General features: G+C 63.5%; 16 protein-coding genes. 11 read left to right on the plus strand and 5 right to left on the minus strand.

Features of this window, described 5'->3' with window-relative positions:
• Positions 1-165 precede the first annotated feature (165 nt).
• Positions 166-1,131 carry a thioredoxin-disulfide reductase gene (gene trxB, locus LT988_RS17170; protein WP_232406750.1) on the minus strand — a complete coding sequence of 322 codons (966 nt, stop codon included), beginning with the start codon at positions 1,129-1,131 and terminating at the stop codon, positions 166-168.
• 143 nt (positions 1,132-1,274) lie between these two features.
• Positions 1,275-2,531 (minus strand): cation:proton antiporter, encoded by a 1,257-nt coding sequence (locus LT988_RS17175; protein ID WP_232406751.1) that lies wholly within the window; start codon positions 2,529-2,531, stop codon positions 1,275-1,277.
• A gap of 407 nt (positions 2,532-2,938) precedes the next feature.
• Here LT988_RS17175 and LT988_RS17180 point away from each other — a divergent pair, with 407 nt between their 5' ends.
• From LT988_RS17180 to LT988_RS17220, 9 genes are all read left to right on the plus strand, one after another.
• Positions 2,939-3,358, plus strand: a complete 420-nt coding sequence (locus LT988_RS17180) for a C40 family peptidase (protein WP_232406752.1) — start codon at positions 2,939-2,941, stop codon at positions 3,356-3,358.
• A 129-nt stretch (positions 3,359-3,487) separates the two neighbouring features.
• On the plus strand, positions 3,488-3,856 hold the full coding sequence (locus LT988_RS17185; RefSeq protein WP_232406753.1) for a high-potential iron-sulfur protein: 369 nt from the start codon (positions 3,488-3,490) through the stop codon (positions 3,854-3,856).
• Between the two features lie 216 nt (positions 3,857-4,072).
• The gene (locus LT988_RS17190; protein ID WP_232406754.1) at positions 4,073-4,927 is read left to right on the plus strand and encodes a hypothetical protein; all 855 of its coding nucleotides are present in this window, start codon (positions 4,073-4,075) and stop codon (positions 4,925-4,927) included.
• Between the two features lie 5 nt (positions 4,928-4,932).
• Complete coding sequence (gene rlmE / locus LT988_RS17195; RefSeq protein WP_232406755.1) at positions 4,933-5,553, plus strand: 23S rRNA (uridine(2552)-2'-O)-methyltransferase RlmE; 621 nt, start codon at positions 4,933-4,935, stop codon at positions 5,551-5,553.
• Between the two features lie 83 nt (positions 5,554-5,636).
• Positions 5,637-7,565 carry an ATP-dependent zinc metalloprotease FtsH gene (gene ftsH / locus LT988_RS17200; protein WP_232406756.1) on the plus strand — a complete coding sequence of 643 codons (1,929 nt, stop codon included), beginning with the start codon at positions 5,637-5,639 and terminating at the stop codon, positions 7,563-7,565.
• Positions 7,566-7,581: 16 nt separating this feature from the next.
• Positions 7,582-8,946 carry a phosphoglucosamine mutase gene (gene glmM / locus LT988_RS17205; protein WP_232406757.1) on the plus strand — a complete coding sequence of 455 codons (1,365 nt, stop codon included), beginning with the start codon at positions 7,582-7,584 and terminating at the stop codon, positions 8,944-8,946.
• Positions 8,943-10,328 carry a sodium-dependent transporter gene (locus LT988_RS17210; RefSeq protein WP_232406758.1) on the plus strand — a complete coding sequence of 462 codons (1,386 nt, stop codon included), beginning with the start codon at positions 8,943-8,945 and terminating at the stop codon, positions 10,326-10,328. The genes glmM and LT988_RS17210 overlap by 4 nt, the downstream gene beginning before the upstream one ends.
• Before the next feature lie 195 nt (positions 10,329-10,523).
• Complete coding sequence (locus tag LT988_RS17215) at positions 10,524-10,958, plus strand: type II toxin-antitoxin system RatA family toxin (protein ID WP_232406759.1); 435 nt, start codon at positions 10,524-10,526, stop codon at positions 10,956-10,958.
• Complete coding sequence (locus LT988_RS17220; protein ID WP_232406760.1) at positions 10,948-11,280, plus strand: RnfH family protein; 333 nt, start codon at positions 10,948-10,950, stop codon at positions 11,278-11,280. The genes LT988_RS17215 and LT988_RS17220 overlap by 11 nt, the downstream gene beginning before the upstream one ends.
• Positions 11,281-11,324: 44 nt before the next feature.
• Here LT988_RS17220 and LT988_RS17225 read toward each other — a convergent pair whose 3' ends face one another.
• Complete coding sequence (locus LT988_RS17225) at positions 11,325-11,819, minus strand: outer membrane protein assembly factor BamE (protein WP_232406761.1); 495 nt, start codon at positions 11,817-11,819, stop codon at positions 11,325-11,327.
• A 140-nt stretch (positions 11,820-11,959) separates the two neighbouring features.
• Between LT988_RS17225 and fur the strand changes: the two genes are divergently transcribed.
• On the plus strand, positions 11,960-12,382 hold the full coding sequence (gene fur / locus LT988_RS17230; RefSeq protein ID WP_232406762.1) for a ferric iron uptake transcriptional regulator: 423 nt from the start codon (positions 11,960-11,962) through the stop codon (positions 12,380-12,382).
• Positions 12,383-12,504: 122 nt separating this feature from the next.
• Here the strand turns inward: fur and mfd are convergent, their stop codons facing one another.
• Complete coding sequence (gene mfd, locus LT988_RS17235; protein ID WP_232406763.1) at positions 12,505-15,987, minus strand: transcription-repair coupling factor; 3,483 nt, start codon at positions 15,985-15,987, stop codon at positions 12,505-12,507.
• Between the two features lie 192 nt (positions 15,988-16,179).
• Positions 16,180-17,268: a class I SAM-dependent methyltransferase gene (locus LT988_RS17240; protein ID WP_232406764.1), complete on the minus strand. Its 1,089-nt coding sequence runs from the start codon at positions 17,266-17,268 to the stop codon at positions 16,180-16,182.
• Positions 17,269-17,376: 108 nt separating this feature from the next.
• On the opposite strand from LT988_RS17240, the gene LT988_RS17245 reads away from it, so the two are divergent.
• The gene (locus tag LT988_RS17245) at positions 17,377-18,417 is read left to right on the plus strand and encodes a GlxA family transcriptional regulator (protein ID WP_232406765.1); all 1,041 of its coding nucleotides are present in this window, start codon (positions 17,377-17,379) and stop codon (positions 18,415-18,417) included.
• The last annotated feature ends 118 nt before the right edge of the window (positions 18,418-18,535 follow it).

Below are 18,535 nucleotides of genomic sequence, written 5' to 3' on the forward strand. Positions count from 1 at the left end.
TCGAGCGCGCGTGGAGCCTCGGCTGAATCGCACGACGGGCCGACATCGCGCCGCTTCGCTGTAGGCCGCTCCGACCCGTCGGCGCGCCTTGCTCCCCACACACGCTGAACGCGCCCTGTTCTCCGACGAACCCAGATGCGCTGATCTGTCAGATGCTCCGGGCCGCTATTGGCCCCCGGCCGCCAAGGCGTCTAAATATTTTTCGGCATCCAACGCGGCCATGCAGCCGGTACCCGCGGAGGTGATCGCCTGGCGATACACATGGTCCATGACATCGCCCGCGGCAAAGACGCCCGGCACGGAGGTGGCTGTCGCATTGCCGTCAATGCCGCTGTGAACCTTGATGTAGCCGCCGGCCATCTCGAGCTGTCCGTCGAAGATCTGCGTGTTGGGCTTGTGGCCGATGGCGATGAAGACGCCTTGGAGATCGATATCCTGCGTGGAGTCGTCCAACGTGCTCTTGATGCGCATCCCGGTGACACCGGTCGCGTCGCCTAGGATCTCGTCCAGGGTGTGGTTCCAGGCGATCTTGACGTTGCCGTGCTCGGCCTTTTCGAACAGATGCTTCTGCAGGATCTTCTCCGCGCGAAGGGCGTCGCGTCGATGCACCAAAATGACCTCGGAGGCGATGTTCGACAGATAGAGGGCTTCCTCGACCGCGGTGTTGCCGCCGCCGATGACGGCGACCTTCTGGTTGCGATAAAAAAAGCCGTCGCAGGTGGCGCAGGCCGAGACCCCGCGGCCGCGGAACGCCTCCTCCGAGGGCAGGCCGAGATACATGGCGCTGGCGCCCGTGGCGATGATGAGCGCATCGCAGCTGTAGACGGCGGAGTCGCCGGTGAGCTTGAAGGGGCGGGTTCCGAGATCGACCGTGTTGATGTGGTCGAAGAGGATCTCGGTCTCGAAGCGCTCGGCGTGGCGACGCATCCGCTCCATCAGGTCCGGCCCCTGAACGCCGTCCGGGTCCCCCGCCCAGTTGTCCACGTCCGTCGTCGTCATCAACTGGCCACCCTGTTCCAGCCCGGTGACCAGGACCGGGCTCAGGTTGGCGCGGGCGGCGTAGACGGCCGCCGTGTAGCCGGCGGGGCCGGATCCAAGGATCAAGAGCCGGCAGTGCTTGGTTTCGCTCATATCTCGATACTCCAGTCAATTGCGCGTTGTATTCGGATCGTGCACCGCATTGCATCCGGTTCGGACTTGCGGTCGATGGTCGGCAGAGCTGCGCTCGAAGACTCGCGCGAGATACCCGCGCCGCCGCGTTGGCCATGCGGAGCTCACGGGTTCTTCGTCCCCTGGGGACTCGCGGCTACGCGGCGGACCAAAGGCCCGAGTGTCAGGCCCTGCACCAGCACGGAGAAGACCACGATGATGTAGGTCACGGTCAGGATCAGATCGCGAGGCTCGCCATCGGGCAACGTCAGGGCCAAAGCGACCGAAATCCCGCCGCGCAGACCGCCCCAGGTCAGGATCGACAGGAATCCGGGTTCGAAGTGGCGACTCCGGCGCAGGATGCGAAAGGGCAGACCGACGCTGGCCAGACGTGCGAGCAACACCAACGGGATCGCGAAGAGACCGGCAGAGATGAATTGCCCGGTCATGCTGATCGCCAGGACCTCCAGCCCGATGATCACGAACAACACGGCGTTGAGGATCTCGTCGACCAACTCCCAAAAGTCGTCCAATCGATATCGGGTGGCCTCGGTCAGGGCAATGGAGCGACCCCGACTGCCGATGATCAGGCCGGCGACCACGATGGCGATCGGTGCGGAGACGTTTGCATGCTCGGCGATGGCATAGCCGCTCATGGCCAGCGCCAGCGTCACCATGATCTCGACCTGATAGTTGGCCGTCCTGCTGATCATGTTGAGGGCGATCCAGCCGATGAAGAAGCCGAACGCGATTCCTCCGACGATCTCGGTGGCAAAGAGCATCAGCGCGTCGCCGATCGCCGGGGGCGTCTCCCCGGCGGCGATACCGGCCAACAGCATGAAGACCACGACCGCCACGCCGTCGTTGAAGAGCGATTCGCCGGTGATCTTCATCTCCAGTGATTTCGGGGCCTTTGCATTCTTCAGAATGCCGAGGACCGCGACTGGGTCGGTGGGCGAGATGAGCGCACCCAGGAGCATGCAGTAGATGAGCGGGATCTCGATGCCGAGTGCGAAGAACAGGAGCCAGCTTCCGAAGCCGATGAGGATGGTCGCGCCGACGACGCTTGCCGAGGCGAGGACCGCGATCGCCCACTTGTGCCTTGAGAGCTCTCGCAGGTCGACGTGGAGCGCGCCGGCGAAGAGCAAAAAGCCCAACATCCCCTGAAGCAGGGCCTCGCTGAAATCGATACTGGCCAGCATGCGCTGAACCTCCTGCTCCAACTCTCGCGCAAACGGGAACGGCAGCAAGAGCAAGAGCGAAAACACCAATGCGATCAGCATGAGGCCGATGGTGTTCGGGAGCTTGAGATACCGATCGTTCAGCCAACTGAAGAGTGCCGAAAACCCGATCAGGACGGCGAGAACATCAAAAAGTCGCATCGTTGTGGGGTCCTTGTTCGCTGTGCCGAGGCGTTCTCGAATCCGCGAGCCTCAGGCGGTTCGATGTTTCTTCACTAAACACATCCCGGAGTGATCGCCAGAGCATCGACCCGCAGGGCTTGAGATGCCGGCTTCGCGTCTGCTCCGACGATGGCCTTCGGTGCGCAGCCGCAGCACGATTATGCCGCGTCTTCGTCGGTTCGGCGCGCCGTTAAGCATCGGCTGCCGCGCGTGCTCGCGGACCCTGGCGCAGCGCGGGAGCGGCGACACCGCCGGGGCGGGCGTCGATGCTCACTTGACACCTCGCGCATGACAGTCTAGAAGTTTCGTTTACAGGTAATTGCGAAGTATATCGAGTGTGAATTGTGATGCGTCGAACAGGCGGTTGCATTCTCTGGGCGATTCTGATGCCCCAGATCTTGTCCGGTTGCGCCACTTCGCGGAACGAGCTCGCCGGGCCGCGTGCGGACGTGGTCCTGGCCGGTTTGTCTCAGGTCGGAACGCCCTATGTCTACGGGGGGAACTCGCCCGGCGAGGGTCTCGATTGCTCCGGGCTTACCTATTACGCACACCATGTCGCCGGCGTGGAGATCCCGCGTGTTTCGATCGATCAGCTGCGCGCGGCCACGCCGGTGCCGGGTCGTCAGCCGCGGCCCGGCGACATGGTCTTCTTTCGCACCGGGCCGGGGCAGCACCATGTCGGGCTGATGGTGGACAACGAGCGTTTCGTGCATGCCTCGACGTCTCGCCGACAGGTCCGACTCGATCGGCTCTCGACGCCTTACTGGCAGGCACGGTACCTGGGGGCCGGAACGTATCTCGACTGAATTGCCCGATCGAGCTTGGCCTTCCCCTCGCGTTTTTCGGACCAATGTAGCACAATGCGCGACAGCTTCCGGTCGAGCCGGAGGTGTCGATGTCACCACAATATGAATTACTCGAAGGAGTTGACAAACATGTCCGATAAGCCAATGAGCACGAGCCGTCGCGACGCTGTCAAGGTGATGCTGGGAACCGCTGCCGCGATCCCGGTCATCAATCTGGTCGGCTTCGGCACCGCGCGCGCCGAGGTTCCTGCGAACGCAGTCGCGGCGAACGATCCCACCGCGGTCGCGCTCAAGTACAATGCCGATGCGACCCAGTCCGACCGAGCCGCTGCGGCGCGTCCTGGCCTGCCGCCCGATGAGCAGCACTGCGCAAACTGTCAGTTCCACCTCCCCGACGTCGCCGGTGCGACCGAAGAGTGGCACGGCTGCAGCCTGTTCCCCGGCAAGTTGATCAACGTCAACGGCTGGTGCGCGTCCTGGACCCTGAAGGCCGGCTGATCGCATCGATCGCTCGCCTTAGATTGTCCGTAACGGGGCCGTTTGGCCCCGTTTCTCGTTGCATCCCGGAACCTCGGGGTGTCCGATGCCCTTGACGCGTGTCACACCCGACAACCCTGCGGTCCCCATGATCGCCCGATAACCGCTACTTCCAGGTCCGGTTTTTGCTTTGATTTCGAGAACGCGATCTCTTCCAGACGTTCTCCGGTGACCCTCATGACCTTCTCGCAATACCCCTCGTCCTCGAGCTCCGAGATTTCCCAAACCTTCGGCGGCTCGATCCGTTCCCGCGATACCTCGGCCCCGAGCTGGCGCATCGCGCTCTTACGAGGCATCGTCTGGGGGCTGATCGGGATGATCTATGCGCCCTTGTTTACAGGTCTCGCCGAGTTGTTCCAAGGCTTAGGGTTCGGCCACGGGACCTACATCGCTGCGGCAGCTTTGGCGGGTGCGGTGGGTGCCGCGCTCTATGGTGCGCGTGAGGTGGCGCTGATCGCGACGGGCATCGGTGTCTTGGTCGGGGTCATCGTCCTGATGTTTTTCGACGAGCGGATCGCAGTCTTTCATGTCGTTTTGGTGGCGGGAGGCGTCGCGGGTCTGGTCGGCCTGGCCGTGAGCTTTCCCGCGCGTTGCTCGAGACATGTCCCGGGGAAGACCATGGCCGGCTTGGCGACCGGCGCGATCTGCGGCGGCGTTTTGGCGTTGGTCGAGCCCTTCCATCCGAATCCATTTTCCTCGTTCGCGGTGCTGGCCTTTCTCGTGAGTGTGAACGGGGTACTCTATGTCTCGACCGTGCGTTGGTGGCTGTCGCTGTCGCATCGAATCCATTGCGAGTCAAAACCTTGCTACATCATCGAGTCCTTGGTCATGGCAACGCTGGCAGGTTTGGCCGCCGGCAGCGTTTGGATGATGATCGGTCCTCTGATCGACTTCGATGCCGGGCTGTGGCAATCCGCGAGCGCGGCCATGCATGATCGCATCCCGATGGCGATCCTCGGGGGGCTGTTCGGCGGCGCGCTCGCCGGAATGCTGCTCGAGTTCTTCCGATTTTCTTGGGTGCACGATCTCTAACCGATATGGCGAAAACAGCCTCGAGTCGGAAATGGCTGGATCGGCAGCATAGCGATCCCTACGTCAAGCGCGCGCAGCGCGAGGGGTATCGTTCGCGTGCTGCCTACAAGCTGCTCGAGATCCAGGAGAAGGATCGGATCTTTCGCCCGGGGATACGGGTGCTCGATCTGGGTGCGGCACCGGGCAGTTGGTCCCAGATCGCGGCACGTCTGGTCGGGGGGCGCGGCAGTGTCGTTGCGCTCGATCTGTTGCCGATGGATCCACTGGCCGGTGTCGTCGTCATGCAGGGTGACTTTCGCGAGCCCGAGATGCTCGAGCAACTCTGCGCGACCTTGGGCGGCGAGTCCCTCGATCTGGTGCTCTCGGATATGGCCCCCAACATAACGGGTATGACCGTCGTGGATCAGCCGCGCTCGATGTATCTCGTGGAATTAGCCCTGGATCTTGCGCGGTTGCGTCTGCAACCCGGCGGTTCGCTGGTCGTCAAAGTCTTCCAAGGAACGGGCTTCGACGACATCCTGACCGAGCTGCGAAGGAGCTTTTCCAAAGTGGTCAGTCGTAAGCCCAAATCATCGCGACCCCAGAGTCGGGAGCTCTACCTGGTCGCCAAAGGCTTTCATCGTTGAGGCGTCGGTGCTAATTTCGATCGTTCGACCTCGACACCATCGCGTCGGTCCACCATCAGCAGGGGCAAGCAGCCGTGAATGACATGGCGAAAAATATACTTCTTTGGGTGGTCATCGCCGTCGTGCTGATGTCCGTCTTCAACAATTTCACCACCGCGCCCACGACCCCGCGGACCCTGACCTATTCGGATTTCATCGAGCAGGTGCGACAGGGCGAGGTCAAGGAGGTGACCATTCAGGGCCGCACGATCGAGGGACTCAGCTCTTCCGGTCAGAGGTTCACCACCTTCAGCCCCGGTGACGACGGACTCGTGGGGGACCTCCTGAACCACGACGTCGTGATCAAGGCGGCGCCCCCCGAAAAACAATCCGTTCTGATGCAAGTTCTGATCAACTGGTTCCCGCTCTTGATCTTGATCGGGATCTGGATCTTCTTCATGCGGCAGATGCAGGGCGGTGCCGGCGGTCGCGGTGCCATGTCATTCGGTAAGAGCCGTGCCCGGATGCTTTCGGAGGATCAGGTCAAGGTGACCTTCCAGGATGTCGCGGGTGCCGAAGAGGCCAAGGACGAGGTCTCGGAGATGGTCGATTTCCTGCGCGATCCGAGCAAGTTCCAGAAGCTCGGCGGCAAGATCCCGAAAGGCGTCCTCATGGTCGGCCCGCCCGGAACCGGCAAGACCCTGCTTGCCCGCGCGATTGCCGGCGAGGCCAAGGTGCCCTTCTTTACCATCTCGGGCTCGGACTTCGTCGAGATGTTCGTCGGTGTCGGCGCCTCGCGCGTGCGCGACATGTTCGAGCAGGCCAAGAAGCATGCACCCTGCATCATCTTCATCGACGAGATCGACGCGGTCGGCCGGCATCGCGGTGCCGGCCTGGGCGGTGGTCACGACGAACGCGAGCAGACCCTGAATCAGCTCCTCGTGGAGATGGACGGGTTCGAGGGCAACGAGGGCGTCATCGTCATCGCGGCGACCAACCGCCCCGACGTGTTGGATCCTGCGCTGCTGCGTCCGGGTCGATTCGATCGCCAAGTGGTCGTCCCCCTTCCGGACGTGCGCGGTCGCGAGCAGATCCTGAAGGTGCACATGCGCAAGATCCCGGCGGCCGAGGACGTCAAGGCGTCGGTCTTGGCGCGCGGTACCCCGGGGTTCTCGGGCGCGGATCTCGCCAACCTCGTCAACGAAGCCGCTCTCTTCGCTGCTCGGTCGAACAAGAAGATGGTCGACATGGACGATATGGAGAAGGCGAAAGACAAGATCATGATGGGCGCAGAGCGTCGCTCCATGGTCATGTCCGACGATGAAAAGCGCCTGACCGCCTATCACGAGTCCGGCCATGCCATCGTCGGTCGACTGGTGCCCGACCACGACCCGGTCCACAAGGTCAGCATTATCCCGCGCGGCCGCGCGCTCGGTGTCACGCTCTTTCTGCCCGAGGACGACCGCTTCAGCTACAGCAAACAGCGCCTGGAGAGCAGCATCTCGAGCCTCTTCGGCGGACGCTTGGCCGAGGAGCTGGTGTTCGGTGCGGAAAGCGTCACGACCGGCGCTCAAAACGACATCCATCGTGCGACCGAGATCGCCCGCAACATGGTGACCAAGTGGGGTCTGTCCGACAAGCTGGGTCCGCTGACCTACAGCGAGGAGGAGCAAGAGGTCTTCCTCGGGCATTCGGTCACGCAGCACAAGAGCGTCTCGGACGAGACGACGCATCTCATCGACGAAGAGATCCGCAACGTCATCGAGCGCAACTACGAACGAGCCCGTGGTCTGCTCGTCGCCAACATGGACAAGCTACACGCCATGTCTGCCGCGTTGATGAAGTACGAGACCATCGACGCGGAGCAGATCAACGACATTATGTCCGGCCGCCCGCCGCGTCCGCCGAGCGACTGGGAGGACGAGGAAACCGGCGGCCGTCCGGCCGGTCGTCGCTCCGATCGTGCGCGACAGGCTGCAACGAAGGCCGATACGGACGACGGGACGCTCGGGCGACCTGCAGGCGAGCATTAATCACACGGAGGTGGACATGTCGGGACGTCGTTATTTCGGAACGGACGGGATCCGTGGACGGGTCGGGGAGGGGATGATCACGCCCGACTTCGTCCTCAAGCTCGGCTGGGCTGCCGGGCGCGTCTTCGGTCAGGGTAATGGCGGCAAGGTTCTGATCGGAAAGGATACGCGGATCTCGGGATACATGTTCGAGTCGGCCTTGGAGGCAGGGCTCGTGGCGGCGGGCGTGAACATCCGTCTCCTCGGGCCGATGACCACGCCGGGCGTCGCTTATTTGACCCGCACCTTTCGCGCCTCGGCCGGTATTGTCATCACCGCCTCCCACAATCCCTATCAAGACAACGGCATCAAATTCTTCTCGGCGGACGGCGATAAACTCCCGGACGACATCGAGGAAGCGATCGAGGCCGAGCTCGAGCGGCCTCTGCGTACCGTCGATTCGGCCGCTTTGGGCAAGGTCAAGCGGATCGACGACGCCAACGGGCGTTACATCGAGTTCTGCAAGAGCACCGTTCCGACGAGCATGAATTTCCGTGGTCTGCGGGTCGTCGTCGACTGTGCCAACGGCGCGACCTACAACACGGCGCCCTATGTCTTCGAAGAGCTCGGTGCGGAGGTGGTGCGCCTCGGCGCCGATCCGGACGGTTTCAACATCAATCGCGATGTCGGCTCCACCCATCCGGACGCCTTATGCCGTGCTGTCGTGCAGGAAGGCGCTGATTTGGGCATCGCTTTCGACGGCGACGGCGACCGCGTGCTGATGGTCGATGGCAAGGGACAATTGATCGACGGCGATCGGCTGTTGTACGTCATTACCAAGGCCCGTCTTGCCGACGGGGCGATGCGCGGCGATGTCGTCGGCACCCTGATGAGCAATCTGGGCTTCGAGCATGCGCTGCAGCGGCTCGGTGTCGGATTCGTGCGCGCGAAGGTCGGCGATCGCTACATCATGGAACATCTGAAGCGCTCTGACGGCATTCTCGGCGGCGAGCCTTCCGGACACATCATCTGTCGCGACCGCACCAGTACGGGTGACGGGATCGTGGCGGCTTTGCAGGTCCTGGCCGGTTTGAAACGCCTCGACACGGGTTTGCATGAGATCTGTGCCGAGGTTGAGCCGTATCCTCAACTTCTGATCAATGTCCGGTTGGACGCACGGCGCGATATCGTCGGGCTGCCTGTCGTGCAGGATGCGTTACAGACCGCCGAGCAGACGCTTGCGGGCCGGGGGCGCGTTCTGCTGCGTCCCTCCGGGACCGAGCCGCTGGTGCGCGTCATGGTCGAGGGCGTCGACGCAAGCGAGGTCCGACGTCTTGCCGAGTGGCTGGCCGATGTCGTCCGCGACCAGATTGCGCCGTCAGCGGATGGGCTGGCGTCTTGACCGCGACCAGCTCTATCCATGGAATGTGGTCGACTCGTCTGGCCTTTATTCTGGCCGCGAGCGGGTCGGCCGTGGGTCTCGGGAACATCTGGCGCTTTCCCTATACCGCCGGCGAGTACGGCGGTGGCGCGTTCGTCCTGGTTTATATCCTGTGTGTCGTCCTGATCGGCGTCCCGATCATGATGGCCGAGATCATGCTCGGGCGGCGGGGCCGGCGCAGTCCGATCAACACCATGCGCGTCCTCGCCAGCGCGGAGGGCCGAGCGCCGGCATGGCAATTACTGGGTTGGATGGGCATCGTTGCGGGCTTCCTGATCCTCTCCTTCTACAGTGTGATTGCCGGCTGGACGATGGGCTATATCTTCCGAGCCGCGACCGGACTCTTCACCGGTATCGACGGAGCGGGTGCAGGCGAGATGTTTTCGGGTCTGATCGGCGACGCAGAGCGGCTGCTCGCTTGGCACACCATCTTTATGGTGATGGTGGTGCTGGTCGTCGCGCGCGGTGTGGCGGGCGGTCTCGAGAAGGCGGTGCGCATCCTGATGCCGGCGCTGTTCGTGCTCCTCGTCGTCATGGTCGGATACGGCATGCAGGCCGGCGATTTCGACAAGGCGGTTGCCTATCTTTTCGAGCCCGACTTCGCCGAGTTTCAAGGCAAGGCTGGCGAGGCGATCCTCAGCGCCATGGGCCAAGCGTTCTTCAGCCTGAGCCTCGGGATGGGCGCCATCATGATCTACGGGTCCTATCTCAAGCGCGACTCCTCGATCGCGCAAAACACCATGATCATCGCCGGACTGGATACCCTGGTCGCCCTTTTGGCCGGGCTTGCAATCTTCCCCATTGTCTTCGCCCACGGCCTGGCTCCGGATAGCGGACCCGGTCTGATCTTTCAGACCTTGCCGATCGCCTTCGGGGACATGCCGGGCGGGTCTTTCTTTGGAGCCTTGTTCTTCGTGCTGCTCCTCTTCGCGGCTTGGACCTCGGCCATTTCCCTCCTGGAGCCGCTCGTGGCCTGGCTGGTCGAGAACATGAGCTTTAGTCGCGTGCGCGCATCCGTCTTGGGCGGGCTTACCGTCTGGCTGCTGGGCATCGGCTGTCTGCTCTCGTTGAATGCCTGGTCGGAGGTCAAGATCTTCGGCAAGGGGTTTCTCGATCTCTTCGACTTCCTGACCGCGAACATCCTGTTGCCCCTCGGCGGTGTCCTGATTGCGATCTTTGCGGGCTGGATGCTGTCGCGGGCCTCCTCCTCGGACGAGCTTCAGATGGACGATGGCCCGGCCTTCCGGCTTTGGCGGTTGCTGATCCGGTATGTCGCCCCCATTGCCGTCGGCATCGTGCTGCTGAATGCCGTCGGCGTTCTCGGGTGGATCGGACTCGGGTAAAGTGCGCCGAGAGAAGTCGCCAGGCTCGGCCACAGGTGGATCGACGTTCGTCTCCAAGTGCGTGGGTCGACGACGGTCGAGCGACTGAATCGAGATCTTTCATTTTCTAAACCGCGTCACGCACACGGCTTTGGATGCCCTCGAGGCGCAGGCTCTGCATAAACGTCGGTTTTTCACTCGGGACGCGGTTTAGAAGTGGCTATCGTTAGAAAAAGTGCTCTGGTGCCTTACTCGGCATCGCAGATGTTCGACCTCGTCTACGATGTCGGCTCATACCCGAAGTTCCTGCCGTGGTGCGATAAGACGCGCGTCATTTCCGAGACCGACGAGAAGATCTGCGGCCAGATCGAGGTGGCCCGCATGGGGATTCGCCAGACCTTCAGCACCTGTAATCGGTTCGAGCGAGATCGGCGGATGGACATCGATCTGCTCGACGGCCCCTTCCGAAAACTCGTCGGTGGATGGCGTTTCATCCCGTTGCGCGAGGATGCCTCCAAGGTCGAGCTTGAGCTGGAGTTCGAGTTTTCCGGACATCTGATCGACAAGGCCTTCGGAGCTGTTTTTCACCAGATCGCCAATACACTGGTGGATGCCTTTTGTCGGCGTGCCGAAGAGGTCTATGGTGACTGACTATCTGAAGGTGTCCGTGGCCTATGTCGGTGAGAACGACCAAGTGCTTCGTCCCCTCGAGGTGCGCATCGGCGCGACGGTGCGTCAGGCGATCGAGCAATCCGCCGTGCTCTCGCGCTGTCCCGAGATCGATCTGGCCGTCAACCAAGTCGGCATTTTCGGAAAGCTGGCCAAATTAGATCAGGTCTTGGAGGATGGCGATCGCATCGAGATCTATCGCCCCTTGATTGCCGACCCCAAGGAAGCGCGTAAACGACGCGCATCGGAAGGGAAGGTCATGCGCAAAGGCGGTACGGATGCAGATTCAAGTGCCGGGACCTGAGCCGGCGCATCGCGATCGCACCGGGCTCTTCACCTGGGCGGCCGCTAGTTCTTCGGCTCCAAGCCGATCGTTTCCAAACCGCGTGTGATCAGACCTTTGCGTTCCTTGTAGTCGGGAACAGACACGACCATTTCCTGCGGTTCTCTCGACTCCGCGCGCGCCGGGTTCGGGCGAATATCGCCCTCGATACGCGCAAGGCTATCATCTTCCTGAAAATAGAGCGTCAGGTAGCGGATCTCCATGGGATCGTGCCCGCGCTGGATCGTATAGGTGTAGTCCCAGCGATTGGTCTGGAAGAAGTCCGTCAGCAGGGGCGTACCCAACAGAAATTGGACCTGGCGCTTGTTCATCCCGAGCTCCAGGCGATCGACCATCTCCTCGGTGATGATATTGCCTTGTTGCACCGTCATCTTATAGACAAATGGGAGATCTTCCAGGACAGAGCCCCGGTACTCTTCGGGCTTTTTGTCACGGGAGCAGCCGCCCATCGCGAGCGTGACCAGGAAGCCGAGGATCGAGAAATAGACCAACTTTCGCATGTCTTGAAAACAGCGCGTTTGGAGTGAACCCAGGCATGATACAGCAGCGCCCCGATCCGATCATCGTGGCGACGAATCAGAAGACGAATCGGGCAGGCCCGCGCGCGGCGCGGGAACTGCCTCAGACGGGGAGATGGGATTTGGAAATCGAGCAGATCAAACAGGCGGGTCTCAAGGTCACCGCACCCAGGGTCGCGATCCTCGCCATTCTAGAGAACTGCGGTAAGCGCCACCTGAGCGCCGAGGATGTCTACAAGGAGCTCCTCAACAACGGCGAGGAGATCGGGCTTGCGACCGTCTACCGCGTCTTGACCCAGTTCGAGGGGGCGGGGCTCGTGTGTAGGCGTCACTTCGAGACCGGGCAGTCGGTCTTCGAGCTCAACAGCGGAGACCACCACGACCATCTGGTCTGCGTCAAATGCGGCAAGGTCGTGGAGTTTTGCGACCCGATCATCGAAGAGCGCCAGTCCAAGATCGCCGAGGAGCGCAACTTCCGGATCGAGGATCACTCGCTCGTACTCTACGGCATCTGCGCGGAGTGCGAGAAGACGAAGAGGCGTTGAGGCTGGGAGTTTAGTGTGTCCTTCGCCCCGCCCGGACGCTACGCGGAGCCCGGTCGGCGATATCGTGCTTTCCGCTAGGCCGGCGTCGGCCCTGTTGCCGACGCGGCCACCCCTTGCGGCCGTCACCCCATCAATTGCCGGAGCACCGCATTGACCTCTTGTAGCCGGCGCTGCGGCTCGGCCATGTCCCGGTAAAACCGCAACTTGTCGCTGCCGTCCAGCTTGAACTCCTTCGGCCTCTGCTGAATCAGGCGGATCAGATTGCCGGGGTCGATGCTCGGCGTCTCGTCGAAGAGGATTCGCCCGCTCGCCGGGCCCGCTTCGATCTTGCGGATCCCATACGGCTGGACCTTCAGCTTCAGCTCGGTGATCTCGAGCAGGTTCTTGGCCGGTTCGGGCAGCAGACCGAAGCGATCGATCATCTCCACCTGCAGCTCCCGAAGATCGCCTGTCGTGGCGGCACTCGCAATCCGCTTGTACATCACGAGCCGCGCGTGCACGTCGGGCAGATAGTCGCTCGGCAAGAGGGCGGGTAGGCCGAGGTCGATCTCGGCGCCGTGGCTGAGCGGACGATCGAGCTCGGGCGTGCGACCGGCCTTGAGCGCCTGGACGGCGCGTTCGAGCAGGTCCATGTAGAGCGAGAATCCGACCTCGTGGATCTGACCGGATTGCTCGTCCCCGAGCAGCTCGCCCGCGCCGCGGATCTCGAGATCATGGGTCGCGAGCGTGAAGCCGGCTCCCAGATCCTCCATCGATTCGATTGCCTCCAGGCGCTTCTTGGCGTCCGCCGTCATCGCCTTGGTCGGTGGCGTGATGAGATAGGCATAGGCGCGATGGTGCGAGCGCCCGACCCGTCCCCGCAGCTGATGCAGTTGTGCTAGACCGAGCTTGTCCGCCCGATTGATGACGATGGTGTTGGCGCTCGGAACGTCGATACCGCTCTCGACGATGGTGGTGCAGACCAGCAGGTTGAAGCGCTGGTGATAGAAGTCGCGCATTACCCGCTCGAGATCGCGCTCGCGCATCTGTCCGTGCGCGACCTGCACGCGCGCCTCCGGGATCAGGGCCTCGAGCTTCTGTGCCTGGTTCTCGATCGTCTCGACCTCGTTGTGCAGGAAATAGACCTGACCACCGCGTTTGAGCTCGCGCAGCACCGCCTCCTGAATCAGGCTGTCGCTCCACGGGCTGACGAAGGTCTTGATCGGATGACGCTCGACCGGCGGCGTGGCGATGATGGACAGATCCCGCAGGCCGGACATGGCCATGTTGAGCGTGCGCGGAATCGGCGTTGCCGTGAGCGTGAGGACATCGACCTCGCTGCGCAGGTTTTTGAGCTGCTCCTTATGGCGCACCCCGAAACGGTGCTCTTCGTCGATGATCGCCAGTCCCAGATTCTTGAATTTCAGAGTGGGCTGCAGCAGCTTGTGGGTCCCGACCAAGATGTCGACCGTGCCGTCGGCCAGACCTTCCAGCACCTTCTTCTGCTCCTTGGCGGTGCGAAACCGCGACAAGCTCTCGATCTTGATCGGCCAGTCGGCGAAGCGGTCCGAGAAATTCTCGAAATGCTGTTGGGCGAGCAATGTGGTCGGGACGAGTACGGCGACCTGACGTCCGCCCTGCACGGCCATGAAGGCCGCTCGCATGGCCACCTCGGTCTTGCCGAAGCCGACATCGCCGCAGACCACCCGATCCATCGGCCTGGCGTCTTCCATGTCCGCGATCACACCCTCGATGGCGCGCAGCTGATCGGGCGTCTCCTCGAAGGGGAAGGCGGCGGCGAAGGCGGCATAGTCGTCCCCCGGGGCAGGGCAGGCTACGCCCTCGCGGGCGGCGCGCCGTGCGTAGATATCCAGCAGCTCGGCGGCCACGTCGTGCGCTTTCTGCGCGGCCTTGCGTTTGATCCGGTCCCACTGCTCGCCCCCGAGACGGTGCAGGGGCGCGTTCTCGGGCGAGGCGCCCGTGTAGCGTGAGATCAGATGCAGCGAGCTGACCGGGACATAGAGTTTGTCGCCGTTGGCATATTCGAGCGCGAGGAACTCGGTGGTCATGCCGCCGACCTGCAGGGTCTGTAGCCCCAGATAACGCCCGACACCGTGCTCTTCGTGGACGACCGGCGCACCTTCGGTCAGCTCGGTGAGGTTGCGCACGATGGCGTCGCTGTCGCGCTCGCGCGCTCGGCGCCGCCGCTCCTGGCGCACCCGCTCGCCATAGAGCTGAGTTTCGGTCACCAGGGCGATGCCGCGGTCTTCCAGCACGAGCCCGCGCTCCAACGGGGCGACGGTCAACGCCAGGTCGAGATCGCCGTCGATGAAGGCTTGCCAGCCATCGACCTGACGGGCGCGGATGTTGAACCCGGCCAAGTGCTCGGCGAGCATCTCGCGCCGCCCCGTACTCTCGGCGACGAACAGGACCCGACGCTCGGGCGCGCTCAGAAAGTCCTGCAAGGCTTGCGCGGGATGCGCCGCGCGCGCTTGGATGGCGAGCGGGGGCAGGGTGCTCGTCGCGAAGTTGTGGAACGCCGCATACCCCTTGCGTCGATCCGTCACCTCGTGCGACTGATAGAGAACGCCCGACAGCCGGTTGAGCGCCCCGGCCATCTCGTCGGGGTGGAGATAGAGCTTGGCCGGCGCAAGGAGCGGACGTTCGATGTCGTGACGACGCTGCTCGTAGCGCTGAGCGACGCCGGCAATGAAGGTCGTTGCGGTCTCGCGACAGGCGTCGGACTCCAAGGCCAGGACGCCCGCGGGCAGATAGTCGAAGAGGGTCGCGGTCGCCTCGAAAAAAAGCGGCAGATAGTATTCAAGCCCGGCCGGCGTGCGCCCCTCCGACACCTCGCGATAGACCAGGCTGGATTGCGGGTCGCCCTCGAAGCTTGCCCGATAGCGCTGGCGAAACCCCGAGATCGCCTCCTCGGTCAGCGGGAACTCGCGCGCCGGCAGCATCCGAACCTGCTCGAGCTTCTCCTGAGAACGCTGGGTCTCCGGGTCGAAGGTCCGGATGGTCTCGATCTCCTGATCGAAGAGATCGATCCGCAGCGGGACCTCGCTGCCCATCGGGAAGACGTCCAGCAGCGACCCGCGCACCGCATACTCGCCGTGACCGATGACCTGGGAGACGCAGGAATAGCCGGCACGCTCCAGGCGGCGACGGGTCGCGTCCAGGTCCAGCCGATCCCCGACCGCGAGCACCAGGGACTGCCTGTCCACGTACTCGCGCGGCGGCAAGCGTTGCATCAGGGTGCCGACCGGGACGACCAAGACACCTTTCTCGAGCCCCGGCAAGCGGTGCAGCGTCAACAGCCGCTCCGAGACCAGCTCCGGAAGCGGGGAGAAGACGTCGTAGGGCAGTGTCTCCCAGTCCGGAAAGCCCAGCAGCGCAAGCCCGCTCCCTGCCAGAAAGAATCCGAGCTCGGCGCGAAGATGCGCGGCGGCTTGAACATCCGGCACGACAGCCAGGATGAGTCCCTCATGCGCGCGGGCGGCCTCCGCGATCGCGAGCGCGACGCTTGCGCCGTACAGTCGCCCCCACAGTAGGCGTTCGCCGGGTCGACCGGGCAGCGGCGGACCGAGCGGAGACGGCATCTTCTTCAGGGCCACCGGGTGCATGGACGGCATTACCTCGCGACGACGACAAGGCGAGGATTCTCGCACAGCGTCGCCGCGGTTGCAGTGCACGCGGTCCTGCCCTCGTCAGCATCGGGTGTAGAGCCTCCGGTTCCGCGCTCGCATGCAGCGTCGCGCACGCCGCCGAGCTGGCGGCAGTGCACGAGCGGGGCAGTCGGCCGCGATTCGCCGCACTCAACCCTTCCGCGAGACGAACCAGACATTCATCGGGTCATGCGGAAGCACATGCCGCTCGATCTCCGCGAAGCCGGCTTCGCGCAGCATCCCCTCCGCGGTCTCCCAACCCCACATGGTGCCGAGTCCCTCTCCGCCTTGTCCGAGCGAGACGGGCGTGCAGTGGACGCAGGAGATCGCATAAAGCAGCGATGCCATCGGAAAGTCGAGATTCTTCTCCAGGTGTGCGGAGCCGCCGATGTCCTGCATCAGATAGACACCGCCGGGACGCAGCGCCCCGCAGAGGCGTCTCAAGAGGTCCCGGGGGTCTTTCTGATCGTGCACCGCATCGAAGGAGACGACGAAGTCGTACCGCTCCCGCTCCTGGAAGTGGCTCAGGTCCCGCACTTCGAAACGGACGTTCTCCGTTCCGTTCGCCCGTGCGTCGCGCGTCGCATCCGCGATGGCGTCGGGACAGAGGTCGTAGCCGGTAAAGCGGCTGCGCGGATAACGCTGCGCCATCGCGATCAGGGCCCGGCCACGTGCGCAGCCGGCGTCCAAGACCTCGATCCCGGCCTCGAGGCGCCGGTTGAGTCCGGGGACCAGCGGGAGCAGCGTGTCGAAGAGCTGCGCGACCACGGTCTGGTTGCTGTCCTCGCACATCACCTGGTGAAAGTCCGGGAAGTCGCCGTAGCCCAGACCATCCCCGGTCTCGAAGCAGGCGAGTGTGCGATCCTGGACCTGGCCCATCAGGGTCACATACTGGGCGTAGACGGCGAAGTTGCCGATGATCCCGTCGCGCGTGAGGCACGCGGCATGCTCGGCCGGCAGCGTGTAGGTTCGACGCACCGGGTCGTACCGGACGATGCGACCGGTGGTCATGGCCGCAAGCCATTCGCGCACATAGCGCTCCGACAGTCCCGCCTCCGAGGCGATGCGGTGGCTGGTGCTCGGCGGCAGCTTGGCCATGAGGTCGAGCAACCCGGTGCGGTGTCCGATCGAGAGCATGACGGCGACGGCACCGGAGTCGAGGATCTGCCCGATGCGCTCGGCAAAGGTTTCGGCGTCTTGTTGATCGAAGGTCGGTTTCTCTGCGAGTGACAGTGACATGGTTGTGCTCCGGCGTTGTTGGCGGGGTAGGCTCAGGATCCTCCGGATCGCCGGGTCGCGGCAGAGGCATGCTGGACAAAAACGGGGCATTTCGGTCAAGATTTTACGATGAGCCGCGAGCGACACCCGGCACCTGTGTCCGTGAGCCTGCTGGCGTTGCCTGAAAGCATGCCGGCTGCACTCTATGGCCTGTTCGAGGTCTTCTCCTCGGTCGGTGTGACCTGGTCCGAGCTGACCGGCGAGCCGGCCGCCGCCGCCCGTCTCGATGTGCAGATCCTCGCCGCCCGTGCTACACCCTTCCCGAGTCCCTTGGGCATCCCGATCGCCCCGCACGCAGGCATCGATACGGTCACCGAGACCGATATCATCGTCGTCACCGACTTGGCCCTTGCCGCCGACAGCGATCCGCGCGGTCGCTGGCCGGAGGAAGCGCGCTGGCTGCGCGAGCGCTACCGCTCCGGCGCAACCCTCTGCTCGGTCTGCACCGGCTCCGTCCTACTGGCCGATGCCGGCCTGCTCGACGGCCAGGAGGCGACCAGTCATTGGAGCGTCACGGGTCTCTTCAAGCACTACTACGCCGGGGTGCGATTGCGTCCGGAACGCATCCTCTCTCTGAGCGGAGAAGACGGACGCATCGTCACCAGCGGCGGTGCGGCTGCTTGGGAGGATCTGGCGCTGTATTTGGTTGCCCGGTTTTGCGGCGAGGCCGAGGCGGTGCGCCTGGCCAAGCTCTTCCTGTTCGGCGATCGCAGCGAAGGCCAGATGCTCTACGCCGCCGGTGCGCGGCCTCGACGTCATGAGGACGCCGTCATTGCACGCTGCCAGGCGTGGATCGCCGAGCACTACAGCCTCGACAATCCGGTGGCCCGTCTTGTCGCCGAGTCCGGTCTCGCCGAGCGCACCTTCAAACGACGCTTCCAGGCTGCAACCGGCTACTCGCCGGTCGAGTATGTCCAGACCCTACGGGTCGAGGAGGCCAAGCACCTGCTGGAGACCACCAGCGAGACCACCGATCTGATCGCCCATCGTGTCGGTTACGAGGATCCAACCTTTTTCCGGCGGCTCTTCAAACGGCGGACCGGCGTCACCCCGGCACGCTATCGACAGCGTTTTCAATCGATCGGCAAGCTCCCTCGCGGGTCATGCTGAGCCCCCAACGGATCGCGCCTGAGACGCGACGGCGCATTCCCTCCGGACGTTCACGCCGGCCTCACCGCCCGATGCAGTGCGCTCGGTCGCCGGTCTGGTGCGCGTTGTCGAATATCCG

Source organism: Thiocapsa bogorovii (genome assembly GCF_021228795.1).
Lineage (GTDB): Bacteria > Pseudomonadota > Gammaproteobacteria > Chromatiales > Chromatiaceae > Thiocapsa > Thiocapsa bogorovii.